Here is a 13303-nt window from a genome sequence, read left to right as displayed (position 1 = left end):
CCCTCCCAGCATCGGGCCGAAGGCGTCCCCGCACCCAACATCCCCACATCCACGACACTGTGAGGACGGTCGACAGATGGCGCTCACGCCTCCCCATTCCCGCTTCGGGACCGTGCCTGGCCCGCAGGGCCTGTACGACCCTGCCCACGAGAAGGACGCCTGTGGCCTCGCCATGGTCGCGACGCTCCGCGGCACCGCCGGGCACGACATCATCGACGCCGCGCTCGAGGCGCTGCGTCACCTGGAGCACCGCGGCGCGATCGGCTCCGACGCCGGAACGGGCGACGGTGCCGGGATCATCACCCAGGTCCCGGACGCGTTCCTGCGCGCCGTCGCCGGTTTCGAGCTGCCCGTGGCCGGACGGTACGCGGTCGGTAACGCGTTCCTGCCGAGCAGCGAAGACGACCGGGCCGAGATCAAGGCTGCACTGGAGACGATCGCGGCCGAGCACGAGCTGACCGTCCTCGGCTGGCGTCCGGTCCCGGTCCGTCCGGATGAGCTCGGCACCCTGGCGCGCCAGGCGATGCCGGTCATCGAGCAGCTGTTCGTCGCGTCGACTCGGGTCGACGACGACGGTGAGCCGGCTTCCGGGATCGCCATCGACCGGCAGACGTTCTTCCTGCGCAAGCGGGCCGAGCGCGAGCTCGACCTGTACTTCTCGTCCCTGTCGAGCCGAACGCTCGTCTACAAGGGGATGGTGACGACCCTCCAGCTGGAGCCGTTCTACCCCGACCTCTCCGATGAGCGCTTCGTGTCGAAGCTGGCGCTCGTCCACTCCCGCTACTCCACGAACACCTTCCCGTCCTGGCCGCTCGCCCAGCCATTCCGCATGATCGCGCACAACGGCGAGATCAACACCGTTCAGGGCAACCGGAACTGGATGCGCGCACGCCAGTCGCAGCTCGAGAGCGAGCTGCTCGGCGACCTGAGCCCGATCCTGCCCGTGGTGACGCCCGGCGCCTCCGACTCCGCCTCGTTCGACGAGGTGGTCGAGCTGATCTCGCTGAGTGGACGCCCCCTCCCGCACGCCGTCATGATGATGGTTCCGGAGGCGTGGGAGAACCAGACCGAGATCGACCCGGTCCGCCGCGCGTTCTACGAGTACCACTCGATGCTCATGGAGCCGTGGGACGGCCCCGCCGCGATCGTCTTCACCGACGGTTCCCTCGTCGGCGCGACGCTCGACCGCAACGGGCTCCGTCCGGGCCGCTACGTCGTCACGAACGACGGACTCGTCGTGCTCGCGTCGGAGATCGGCGTGCTCGACATCGACCCGAGCCGCGTCGTCCGTAAGGGCCGCCTCCGCCCGGGCCGCATGTTCCTCGTCGACACGGTGGCCGGCCGCCTCATCGAGGACGAGGAGATCAAGTCGGAGCTCGCCTCCGCCGCGCCCTACGACGAGTGGCTGGATGCGGGCCGCATCAACCTGAAGGACCTCCCGGAGCGCGAGCACATCGTCCACACCCCGGCGTCGATCGTGCGCCGGCAGCGGACGTTCGGGTACACCGAGGAGGAGGTCCGCATCCTCCTGAAGCCGATGGCCACCACGGGCGCGGAGCCGCTCGGTGCGATGGGATCGGACACGCCGGTCGCGGTGCTCTCCGAGCGCCCGCGCCTGCTCTTCGACTACTTCACGCAGCAGTTCGCGCAGGTCACCAACCCGCCGCTCGACTCGATCCGCGAGGAGGTCGTCACCTCGCTCAAGCTGGGTCTGGGCCCGGAGCGGAACCTGCTCGACGCCGGTCCCGAACACGCCAAGCAGGTCGTGCTCGACTTCCCGGTGATCGACAACGACGAGCTCGCGAAAATCCAGCACATCGACCCGCGAATCGGCAGCACGCTCACCACGACCGTTCGCGGACTGTACCGTTCCGACGCCGGGCCCGATGCGCTAGAGCGCCGGCTCGCGGAGATGTGCGACGAGGTCGACGCGGCCATCGCCGCGGGCGCCCAGTTCATCGTGCTCAGCGACCGCGACTCCACGAAGGACCTCGCGCCCATCCCATCGCTGCTGATGCTGGCCGCTGTGCACCACCACCTCATCCGCTCCGAGACCCGCATGAAGGTCGGTCTGATCGTGGAGGCCGGCGACGTCCGCGAGGTGCACCACGTCGCGCTGCTCATCGGCTACGGCGCCTCGGCGATCAACCCGTACCTGGCGATGGAGACCTGCGAAGAACTCGTCCGCAGCGGAATGATCACCGGCGTGACGCCCGAGAAGGCCGTCAAGAACGTCATCAAGGCGCTCGGCAAGGGCGTGCTGAAGATCATGTCCAAGATGGGCATCTCGACGGTCTCGTCCTACGCGGGAGCGCAGGCGTTCGAGGCGGTCGGCCTCAGCCAGGAGTTCGTGAACCAGTACTTCACGGGCACCACGACGAAGCTCGGCGGCGTCGGGATCGACGTCATCGCGGCCGAGAACCTGGCGCGCCACGAGAGCGCCTACCCGTCGGAGGGTGCTGCCCTGGCGCACGAGCGCCTCGCGACCGGCGGCGAGTACCAGTGGCGCCGCGACGGCTCGCCGCACCTGTTCAACCCCGAGACGGTGTTCCGCCTGCAGCACGCCACGCGCACGCGGCGGTACGACGTCTTCCGCGAGTACACGAAGCTCGTCGACGACCAGGCCGAGTCGCTGATGACACTGCGCGGGATGTTCGCCCTCAAGGAGGGTGCGCGTCCGGCGGTGCCGATCGACGAGGTCGAGTCCGTCTCGTCCATCGTCAAGCGGTTCTCGACCGGTGCGATGAGCTACGGCTCCATCTCCCAGGAGGCGCACGAGACCCTCGCCATCGCCATGAACCGGCTCGGCGCCAAGTCGAACACCGGTGAGGGCGGCGAAGACCTCGACCGCCTGCTCGACCCGGAGCGCCGCAGCGCGATCAAGCAGGTCGCCTCCGGCCGGTTCGGCGTCACGTCGATGTACCTGACGCACGCCGACGACATCCAGATCAAGCTCGCCCAGGGTGCGAAGCCCGGCGAGGGCGGTCAGCTGCCGCCCACCAAGGTGTACCCGTGGGTCGCCCGCACCCGGCACGCCACCGCGGGAGTCGGCCTCATCTCGCCGCCGCCGCACCACGACATCTACTCGATCGAAGACCTCAAGCAGCTGATCTTCGACCTGAAGCGCGCCAATCCCGGCGCCCGCATCCACGTCAAGCTCGTCTCCGAGTCGGGCATCGGCGCGGTCGCGGCGGGCACGGCGAAAGCGCTGGCCGACGTCATCCTGGTCTCCGGCCATGACGGCGGCACGGGAGCGTCCCCGGTGAACTCGCTCAAGCATGCGGGAACGCCGTGGGAGCTGGGCCTCGCCGAGACGCAGCAGACGCTGATGCTGAATGGGATGCGCGAGCGCGTCGTCGTTCAGGTCGACGGGCAGTTGAAGACCGGCCGCGACGTCATCGTCGGTGCGCTGCTCGGCGCGGAGGAGTTCGGCTTCGCCACCGCTCCGCTGGTGGTCTCGGGCTGCGTCATGATGCGTGTCTGCCACCTCGACACCTGCCCGGTCGGCGTCGCGACGCAGAACCCGGAGCTTCGGGCGCGGTTCGCCGGAAAGCCGGAGTTCGTCGTCAACTTCTTCGAGTTCATCGCGGAGGAGGTGCGCGAGTACCTCGCAGCCCTCGGCTTCCGGACGCTCGAGGAGGCGATCGGCCACGCCGAACTGCTCGATGTGGACCGCGCGATCGACCACTGGAAGGCGTCCGGGCTCGACCTGGCGCCCATCCTGCACGGTCCGGCGTTCGGTCCGGAGGCGCCCCGGCGTAACGGGCGCAAGCAGGACCACGAGCTCGAGCAGCATTTCGACGTGCAGCTGATCGAGGCGGCGCAGGACGTGCTCGCCGGCGGCAGGCCCCTGGAGCTGAGCCTCCCGATCCGCAACACCGAGCGCGCCGTCGGCACCATGCTGGGGCACGAGGTGACCGTCCGTCACGGAGAGAACGGCCTCCCCGCCGGGTCGATCGACATCACGCTGATCGGGTCGGCCGGCCAGTCGCTGGGAGCCTTTCTCCCGTCCGGCATCACGCTGCGGCTCGAGGGCGACTCCAACGACTACGTCGGCAAGGGGCTCTCGGGTGGACAGATCGTCGTCCGGCCGCCGCGCGACAGCGTGTTCCCGGCCGAGGACAACGTGATCGCGGGCAACGTGATCGGGTACGGCGCCACCCAGGGCAGCATGTTCATCCGCGGCATCGTGGGGGAGCGCTTCCTGGTCCGGAACTCGGGTGCGACCGCGGTCGTCGAGGGCGTGGGCGACCACGCGCTCGAGTACATGACCGGCGGCCTGGCTGTCATCCTCGGTGGCACGGGCCGGAACCTCGGCGCGGGCATGTCGGGCGGAACGGCGTACGTGTACGACCTCAAGCAGGAGAGGGTGAACCGGGAGTCGCTGGCCAGCGGAGAGCTGGAACTCCTGCCCCTCGGCAGTGCGGACATCGAGATCGTCCGCGACCTGCTCGAACAGCACGCCGTCGAGACCGGCTCGACCCTCGCGGAGCGCATGCTGGAGGACTTCGACGTGACCGTCGGGAAGTTCGTGAAGGTGCTGCCGCGGGACTACGCCGCAGTGCAGCAGATGCGCCAAGAGGCCGTGGACGAAGGTCTCGACCCCGACGGCGACATTGTGTGGAACCGTATCTTGGAGGTGACCGGTGGCTGACCCGAAGGGTTTCTTGAAGACGACCGAGCGGGAGCTGCCGAAGCGCCGTCCCGTCTCCGTCCGCCTGATGGACTGGAAAGAGGTCTACGAAGCGGGCGACCCGGCGCAGCTGCGCCGGCAGGCCGGCCGCTGCATGGACTGCGGCGTGCCGTTCTGCCACTCCGGCTGCCCTCTGGGCAACCTGATTCCGGAATGGAACGACCTGATGTGGCGCGGGGAGGGCCGCCAGGCGATCGATCGTCTGCACGCGACCAACAACTTCCCCGAGTTCACCGGCCGCCTCTGCCCGGCCCCCTGCGAGTCGTCGTGCGTGCTCGGCATCAACCAGCCGGCCGTGACGATCAAGCAGGTCGAGGTTTCGATCATCGACCAGGCGTGGCAGAACGGCTGGGTGCAGCCGCACCCGCCGGAGCGCCTCACCGGTAAGACGGTCGCCGTCGTCGGCTCGGGCCCCGCCGGCCTCGCCGCCGCACAGCAGCTCACCCGCGCGGGCCACACCGTCGCCGTGTACGAGCGCGACGACCGGATCGGCGGCCTGCTCCGCTACGGCATCCCCGACTTCAAGATGGAGAAGAAGCACCTCGAGGCGCGCCTCAACCAGATGATGGCCGAGGGCACCCGCTTCCGCGCGGGCGTCAACATCGGCGTCGACATCACGTGGGACGACCTGCGCGCTCGGTACGACGCGGTCGTCGTCGCGACCGGCGCGCTGGTGCCGCGCGACCTGCCCATCCCCGGCCGCGAGCTCTCCGGCGTGCACTACGCCATGGAGTACCTGGTGCAGCAGAACAAGGCGGGCGCCGGCGACCAGATCGCCGCCCAGATCACCGCGGACGGCAAGCACGTCGTCGTCCTCGGCGGTGGCGACACCGGCGCGGACTGCATCGGCACCGCCCACCGCCAGGGCGCTGCGAGCGTCACCAACCTCGCCATCGGCACCCAGCCGCCGACGGAGCGTCCTGGGCACCAGCCGTGGCCGATGACCCCGACGCTGTTCGAGGTCTCCTCGGCCCACGAGGAGGGCGGCAAGCGCGAATTCCTGGCGTCCACCGTCGAGTTCCTCGCCAACGAGTTCGGCGAGGTCCGCGCCCTGCGCGTGGCCGAGACCGAGTACCTCGATGGACGCCGGGTGCCGAAGGCCGGAACCGAGCGGGAGATCCCGGCAGACCTGGTGCTCCTGGCGCTCGGTTTCACCGGTCCGGAGCAGGAGGACATCTCCACTCAGCTCGGCCTCCCGTTCGACCAGCGGGGCAACGTCGTGCGCGACAGCGACTACCAGACCTCCAACGAGGGCGTGTTCGTCGCCGGCGACGCAGGCCGCGGTCAGTCGCTCATCGTCTGGGCGATCGCGGAGGGCCGGGCAGCGGCGGCCGCCGTTGACCGGTATCTTGAAGGGGAGACGCAGTTGCCGTCTCCGATCCGTCCCACCGACCGCGGCATCCTCGTCTGAACGAGGAGATGCCCGCACGACCGGGCGCCCACCACGAAACCACGCGCACACGGCGCAGAATCACGGAGCGAACAGACAGTATGAGAAGGGCGAAAATCGTCGCGACCCTCGGGCCGGCGACTTCCAGCTACGACAACATCCGCGCGATCATCGACGCGGGCGTTGACGTGGCGCGGATGAATCTCAGCCACGGCAGCTACGAGGTGCACGAGGGGGTCTACGCCAACGTGCGCAAGGCCGCCGACGACGCCGGGAAGCCGGTCGCCGTTCTCGTCGACCTCCAGGGCCCCAAGATCCGCCTCGGCAAGTTCGAGGCCGGTCCCTACGAGCTCGCCGAAGGCGACATCTTCAAGATCACCACCGAAGACATCATCGGCACCAAGGAGATCTCCTCGACGACGTTCAAGGGCCTCCCGAACGACGTCAAGGCGGGCGACTTCCTGCTGATCGACGACGGCAAGGTCCGCGTCCGCGTGGTCTCGGTCGATGGCCAGGTCGTCACGACCGAGGTGATCGTCGCGGGGCCGGTGTCCAACAACAAGGGCATCAACCTGCCGGGCGTCGCCGTCAACGTGCCCGCCTTGTCCGAGAAGGACGAGGCGGACCTCCGCTGGGGTCTGAAGCTCGGTGCCGACCTGATCGCGCTGTCGTTCGTGCGGAATGCCGCCGACATCGAGCGCGTGCACGAGATCATGGCGGAGGAGGGCCGCAAGGTGCCCGTCGTCGCGAAGATCGAGAAGCCGCAGGCGGTCGACGCGCTGGAGGAGATCATCGAGGCGTTCGACGCCATCATGGTCGCCCGTGGCGACCTGGGTGTGGAGCTGCCGCTGGAGGCTGTCCCGATCGTGCAGAAGCGCGCGGTCGAGCTGGCCCGCCGGGCGGCGAAGCCCGTGATCGTCGCCACCCAGATGCTCGAGTCGATGATCTCCAGCCCGGTCCCGACCCGCGCAGAGACCTCCGACGTCGCGAACGCGGTGCTCGACGGCGCGGACGCGGTCATGCTCTCGGGCGAGACCAGCGTCGGCGAGTACCCGACCGTCACGGTGCAGACCATGGCGAAGATCGTGACCTCTACTGAGGAGCACGGTCTGGAGCGCATCCTGCCGCTCGGCACCCGCCCGCGCACGCAGTCCGGTGCGATCACGCTGGCCGCCGTCGAGGTGGCCGACTTCGTCGAGGCCAAGTTCCTCTGCGTGTTCACCGAGTCGGGCGAGTCCGCCCGCCGCATGGCGCGCCTGCGCAGCCGGATCCCGATCCTGGCCTTCACGCCGGAGGAGTCGGTCCGCCGTCGCATGTCGCTGTTCTGGGGCGTCGAGTCGTTCGTCGTCGGCCGTGTCACCCACACCGACCAGATGGTCGCGCAGGTGGATGAGGCCCTCAAGTCGACCGGCCGTGCCGTCGACGGCGACAAGGTGATCATCATTTCCGGTTCCCCTCCCGGAATCCCCGGGACCACGAACGACATCCGCGTGCACCGGGTCGGCGACGTCCTGTAGCACCCGGAAGGGCCCCGCTTCGTGCGGGGCCCTTTTTCGTACCCGGCCTCGGGTCCCCGGTCCCCGGTCCCCGTTCCTCAGGTTCGGGTCGCCGGTGCCCCCACGCCGCGAAAACGGAGGACATTCGGCTCTGGTTCGGCCTGATCCCCTCCCTTCCCTCCGCGTGTCTGGCGTGTCCAGTGCAAAGTCCTCCGTTTCCGTCGGGACGGGCGCGGGAGCCGCGCCCGGTGGCGTCTGTACGCCGACGGTATGACGCGGCGTACGACCACGGGATGAACTCCGGTTCTCCCATGGAATCCGGAGGGTCGGATGGGGTGGCTCGCGCGTATCCTCAGGCTATGGAACACCGTTGGATGCGCTGGGCGCCGGCCGTCGTGATCCCGGCAGCCATCGCTGCCGCTGCGATCGTGACGCCACTGGCCGCGGGCGCCGCAGACCTGCCCGTGAAGTCGCCCGCCGATGTGCTGCGCCTGGTTGCCGCCAGCGATACCCGGTCGTTCTCTGGCACCGTCGAGCAGAGCTCGGAGCTCGGCCTCCCGAGCCTCCCCTCCACCTCTTCCGGCTCGCAGGACGCGAGCGCAGCCGACATGCTAGAGCTGGCCCTCGCCGACCACACCGCGAAGGTGTGGGTCGACGGCCCCACGCAGGTGCGTGTCCAGGTGCTCGACAGACTGGCCGAACGGGACGCGATCCGCAACGGCTCGGATCTGTGGCTCTACCAGTCGTCGGGCAAGAAGGTGTCGCATGCGACCCTCCCTGCGCACGATGAGGCGGCGCCGACTCCGGATGCGACCTCTTTGACGCCCTCGCAGCTTGCGAAGCGCTTCCTCGACGCGGTCGACCCCACCACGAGCGTGACGCTCGGTGACAGCGTGTCCGTCGCCGGCCGCGACGCCTACGACCTGGTGCTCACGCCGAAGGCCGACGAGACGCTGGTCGGCCACGTGTCGATCGCGGTCGACGGGAAGACCGGCATCCCGCTGAAGGTCGCCATCACGGCGCGCGGGGCGAGCGCTCCCGCGTTCGAGGCCGGGTTCACCCAGTTCAGCGACCAGAAGCCGGACGACTCGGTCTTCTCGTTCACTCCGCCGAAGGGCGCGACGGTCGACGAGCAGAAGCTGCCGACCGGCGGCAAGCCGGCGCACGCCACGGGGACGCATCCGCGACCGACCGTGACGGGCGAGGGATGGGCGACCGTCGTCGCGCTCCCCGCGGGCTCCGCGCCCGCGGCGGTCGCCGACGATCCGCTGTTCGCCCAGCTGACCCAGCCGGTCGATGGGGGCCGGGCGCTGAGCTCGTCGCTGATCTCTGTGCTGATCACCTCCGACGGCCGGGTGCTGGCGGGGTCCGTTCCCGTCTCCGCGCTGCAGGCGGCGGCGAACGCAGCCGGACAGTGACCGACGCGGCCATCGCGACCGGCGGTCTCACCAAGCGCTTCCGGTCGCGGGCGGTCGTCGATGGCCTCGACCTGCACGTTCCGCGGGGCTCGGTATTCGGGTTCCTCGGGCCGAACGGCTCAGGCAAGACGACGACGATCCGGATGCTGCTGGGCTTGGTCTCACCGTCTGCGGGCTCGATCCAGGTGCTCGGCGAGGCGATGCCCGACCGTGGCGCGCGCGTGCTCCCGCGCGTCGGGGCCCTCGTGGAAGGTCCCGCTTTCGCGCCGTATCTGTCCGGCACCGCGAACCTGATGCGTCGGGACACCGCTGATCGGTACGCGCCCGGCGCAACACGAAAGGCGCGCGTCGAGGCCGCCCTCGAACGGGTCGGCCTCTCCCATGCCGCCGGCAAGCACGTGCGGGCCTATTCGCTCGGGATGAAGCAGCGGCTCGGCATCGCCGGGGCGCTGCTCACCGACCGGGACTTGCTCGTGCTCGACGAACCCACCAACGGACTCGACCCCCAGGGCACCCGCGAGGTGCGGACGCTCGTCCGGTCCCTGGCCGACGAGGGGACGACGGTGTTCGTCTCCAGCCACCTGCTCGCCGAGATCGAGCAGGTCTGCACGCACGCTGCGATCATGCGTACCGGCAGGCTGGTGGCGCAGGGGTCGCTGGACGAGCTCCGGCGTGGCTCCGGCCCGCGTGTTGTGGTGGAGACGCCGGACGCGCCCCTTGCGATGTCCGTGCTCGCTCGCTTCGGGTTGCACGCGGAGGCGGCGCCGTCCGGCGTCGAGGCGTCGCTGTCCGACTCCGCCCCTGCCGCCGAGCAGCTGGCGGCGGCGTTGGTGGGCGACGGCGTCCGGCTGCGTGGTTTCGCTGTGCGGGCATCCAGTCTCGAGGAGCGGTTCGTCGAGCTCACCGGGGAGGGCTTCGATGTCGAGCAGTGAACTCACCGAGGCGCCGCCCACAGCCCAGGCAGCCGTCACCGCACGGCGCGAGCGGCCGTCCGGGGGCTGGGCGTTGCTCGGCTCCGAGATCTCCGTGATGTTCCGCCGGTGGCGCACCTGGGCGATGCTCGCGGCACTGGCCGCTGTGCCCATCCTGATCGCCGTCGCGGTGCGGATCACCGGCGGGAGCTCCCGCGGGCCGGCCTTCCTCAGCGAGATCAGCAGCAACGGCCTGTTCGTCGCGTTCACCGCCCTGGTCGTGTGCGTTCCGCTGTTCCTGCCGCTGACGATCGGCGTGGTGGCCGGCGACACGATCGCGGGGGAGGCGAGTCACGGGACGCTCCGCTACCTGGTGATCGCTCCGGCCGGCCGGTTCCGCCTGCTCGCCGTGAAGTACGCCGGCTGCGCCGTGTTCTGCGTCGCGGCGGCGCTCGTCGTCGGTCTTGCCGGCGCGCTGATCGGGATGCTGCTGTTCCCCATCGGACCGGTGACGCTGCTGTCGGGCATTCAGGTGAGCCTCGGGGATGCGTACCTGCGGCTGCTCCTGATCGCCCTGTACATCGTGGTGTCGCTGCTCGGGCTGTGCGCGATCGGGCTGTTCCTGTCGACGCTGACCGACGTCCCGGTGGGCGCGATGGCGGCAACCGCCGTGCTCGCCGTCTTCTCGCAGGTGCTGGATCAGCTCCCGCAGCTGGAGGGCCTGCACCCCTGGCTGTTCAGCCACTACTGGCTGGGGTTCGGGGACTTCCTCCGCGACCCGATCTCGTGGGACTCGTTCGGCGACAACGCGCTGCTGCAGCTCGGTTACGTCGCGGTCTTCGGCGCACTCGCAATCGGCCGGTTCACGACGAAGGACATCCTGTCCTGATCGCGCGGATCAGGGGACTGCTTCGGCGGTCTGCTCCAGGTCCGAACGGGGCGTGTCCCGCTGCGTCGCGATGGTGAGCCCTGCCGCGGCGCAGACGACCAGAATGCCGACCAGCTGGACGAGCGAGAAGTGCTCGCCGAGCACGATCACCCCGAACACGGTCGCGATCACCGGTCCGAAGCTCGTGATGACGGCGTACAGGCGCGCGGTGAGCCGGCGCAGGATGAACGTGTCGAGACTGTAGGGCACCGCCGACGACAAGACGCCGAGCGCCAGCAGCATGAGCAGGATGCGCAGGTCGAGCCGGCTGTAGTCGACGACGATCAGGGCGAGCGGCACGGTGAGCACGGTGGACACGACGCTTGCCACGCTGAGACCTTCGAGGCCCGGGAGTCGCGTCGCGACCTGGCGGGTCAGCAGGATGTATGCGGCCCAGGCCGCTGCGGCGGTGAGGGCGAGTACCACGCCGAGCGGGTCGATGGCGCCTTCCGTCGCGGTCAGCAGGAACACTCCTGCCGCGGCGGCGACAGCGCATCCCGCATCCAGCAACCGACGGGAGCCGACCAGCGCCAGAGCGAACGGGCCCAGGAATTCGATCGTCGCGGCGATGCCGAGCCCGAGTCGCCCGACCGCCTCGTAGAAGCTGAGGTTCATCGCCGCCAACACGACCCCGAGCGCCAGGGCCGGCCAGAGCCGCCGCCAGGTCAGCTCGGCGCGCTTCGGACGGTAGAACGGCAGCACTGCGGCGGCCGTGACCACCTGCCGGGCGGCGACCACCACGATCGACCCGACGACGGGGATGAGGAGGCCGGCCACCGAGGAGCCGAAGTTGATGCTGACTTCCGTCGCGACCTGGGTGCTCGCGCCGACGAGGCGGTCGCGACGGGTGGAGCTCACCGGTCGAGCCTACCGGGCCGCCGGGGGATGATCCGTCAGACCGTGCGGCGCATGATGGCGCGGATCGCACTCGGGCGCCGCACCACCTCGAAGCCGCCGTCGCGGAACAGCGAGACCGTGCCGTGGTACCGCTCAGCCGTGGAGATCGTCGGCCGCATCTCTGGATCGACGGGATAGCCCTCGAGCACCTCGGCGCCCCGCGCGCGGGCGAGCTCGATGGCCCCGTCGAGGAGGGAGCGGGCCACGCCCTGACGCCGGAACTCGGTCCGCACGACGAAGCACGTCACCGCCCACGGGTCGGCCGGGTCTCCCTCGATCCGCTTGGTGATCGGCGAGCGCGCCAGATTCGGGTAGGCCGTGTACGGCTCCACTGCCGCCCACCCCGCGGGCTCGCCGTCGACCCATGCGATGACGCCGGGGGAGCCGTCGCGCACTTGATCGTGCAGCCGCTCGCTCCGGTCGCCGACCGAGAGCTTCTCGAATCCCGAGCGGGGCACCCGGAACCATTGGCACCAGCACCCTGCCGGGTCACCGGGGGTGCGGAACACCGTCTCGAGGTCGCCCCACACGGCATCGTCGACCGGGCGGACCACTGTGTCGCTCATGGGACGACGCTAGCGCGCACCTCCGACACCGGCCAAGCGCCGACCGGCCCAGCGCCCAGGCACAGGCGCGCGACGAGCGACGGATGCTCGACATGCGCGAAGTGCCCGGTGGCGGGCAAGACCACGGTCCGGAGCCCGCGGATCACCGACGCCAGCCGCAGATCGTCGGACGGCGGGACGAACACATCCCGGTCCCCGCGGATCGCCACGACCGGACAGCGGATGCGTCCCCAGCGCCCGGCGGCCGGGTAGTGCCGGGCGATCGCGACCGCCTGCACGAACGCCGCGGGCCGCACATCCCGGGCCAGCTCGTGAGCGATTCCCGGCACGCGCCGCGCGAACAGGGGAGCCACCAGATGCGCCAGCAGACCGCCGCGGTCCAGCACACGTACGACCCGCGGCCCGAGCGGCCCGAGCGCGGCGAGCACGCGCATCCCGACATCCAGGAGCATCAGCGGTGCGTACGCCGCGAACAAGCGCAGACCGCTCACCGTGTCGGCCCGCCCACCGAAGGCGGTCGCCGAGACGAGGGTGACCGACTCGGTCGCGTCCGGCTCACGGGCGGCCAGTTCCAGCGCGACAAAGCCGCCGAGGGAGTGTCCGACCAGCCGCCACCGCTGGTAGCCGAGGGCGCGCGCGACGGTCGCCACCGCATCCGCCAGCACTCCGGCGTCCAGCAGAGAGGGATCGGCGGGGGAGTCGCCCCAGCCCGGCAGATCGGGCACCACCAGGTCCGCGATCGGCGCCCCGCGTTCCGCCTCCGCTGCCTCGATCAGTGGAGCCCAGGTCGTCCACGACCCCGCAGCTCCGTGCAGAAGGACGGTCGCGACGGCGGCGCGCCCGCCGGATTCACCCGCCGTTCGGCGCACGGCCACCCTCCCGGCACCTGTCTCGACGATCGTCAATTCCACTCCTGTTCTTCGGAGCGGACCGGCCGTAGGCTTGCCCGACAAGCCACCCGGCACCCGGACGCGACCGCGCGCAGCCAGGGGCGACCGGAGGGA

9 protein-coding genes are annotated in these 13303 nt (G+C 70.2%); 6 read left to right on the top strand and 3 right to left on the bottom strand.

Annotation, left to right across the window (positions count from 1 at the left end):
- The first annotated feature begins 76 nt into the window (after positions 1 to 76).
- The 6 genes from gltB to AB4Y74_RS09100 all read left to right on the top strand — a co-directional run bounded on the left by gltB (position 77) and on the right by AB4Y74_RS09100 (position 10797).
- Positions 77 to 4654 (top strand): glutamate synthase large subunit, encoded by a 4578-nt coding sequence (gltB, locus tag AB4Y74_RS09125; RefSeq protein WP_441798777.1) that lies wholly within the window; start codon positions 77 to 79, stop codon positions 4652 to 4654.
- A complete protein-coding gene (locus tag AB4Y74_RS09120) occupies positions 4647 to 6104 on the top strand; it encodes a glutamate synthase subunit beta (RefSeq protein WP_441798776.1) in 1458 nt (485 codons plus the stop codon). Before gltB ends, AB4Y74_RS09120 begins: the two co-directional genes overlap by 8 nt.
- 80 nt (positions 6105 to 6184) lie before the next feature.
- Positions 6185 to 7600, top strand: a complete 1416-nt coding sequence (pyk, locus tag AB4Y74_RS09115; RefSeq protein ID WP_441798775.1) for a pyruvate kinase — start codon at positions 6185 to 6187, stop codon at positions 7598 to 7600.
- 353 nt (positions 7601 to 7953) lie between these two features.
- Positions 7954 to 8997, top strand: a complete 1044-nt coding sequence (locus tag AB4Y74_RS09110) for a LolA family protein (protein WP_441800421.1) — start codon at positions 7954 to 7956, stop codon at positions 8995 to 8997.
- The gene (locus AB4Y74_RS09105) at positions 8994 to 9929 is read left to right on the top strand and encodes an ABC transporter ATP-binding protein (protein WP_441798774.1); all 936 of its coding nucleotides are present in this window, start codon (positions 8994 to 8996) and stop codon (positions 9927 to 9929) included. Before AB4Y74_RS09110 ends, AB4Y74_RS09105 begins: the two co-directional genes overlap by 4 nt.
- Positions 9916 to 10797, top strand: coding sequence for an ABC transporter permease (locus AB4Y74_RS09100; RefSeq protein ID WP_441798773.1), 882 nt, complete (start codon positions 9916 to 9918; stop codon positions 10795 to 10797). Before AB4Y74_RS09105 ends, AB4Y74_RS09100 begins: the two co-directional genes overlap by 14 nt.
- Positions 10798 to 10806: 9 nt before the next feature.
- Here the strand turns inward: AB4Y74_RS09100 and AB4Y74_RS09095 are convergent, their stop codons facing one another.
- Genes AB4Y74_RS09095 through AB4Y74_RS09085 form a run of 3 tightly spaced genes read right to left on the bottom strand, consistent with a single transcriptional unit; the run spans position 10807 to position 13204 of the window.
- Entirely contained in the window at positions 10807 to 11694 is an 888-nt protein-coding gene (locus tag AB4Y74_RS09095; RefSeq protein WP_441798772.1) for an EamA family transporter, read from the bottom strand.
- 35 nt (positions 11695 to 11729) lie between these two features.
- On the bottom strand, positions 11730 to 12299 hold the full coding sequence (locus AB4Y74_RS09090; protein ID WP_441798771.1) for a GNAT family N-acetyltransferase: 570 nt from the start codon (positions 12297 to 12299) through the stop codon (positions 11730 to 11732).
- Entirely contained in the window at positions 12296 to 13204 is a 909-nt protein-coding gene (locus AB4Y74_RS09085) for an alpha/beta fold hydrolase (protein ID WP_441798770.1), read from the bottom strand. The genes AB4Y74_RS09090 and AB4Y74_RS09085 overlap by 4 nt, the downstream gene beginning before the upstream one ends.
- Positions 13205 to 13303: the final 99 nt, after the last annotated feature.

This window comes from Leifsonia sp. RAF41, assembly GCF_052114085.1.
Lineage (GTDB): Bacteria > Actinomycetota > Actinomycetes > Actinomycetales > Microbacteriaceae > Leifsonia.
Note: the sequence above shows the minus strand (reverse complement) of the source record. Positions and strands in the feature narration are given on the sequence as shown.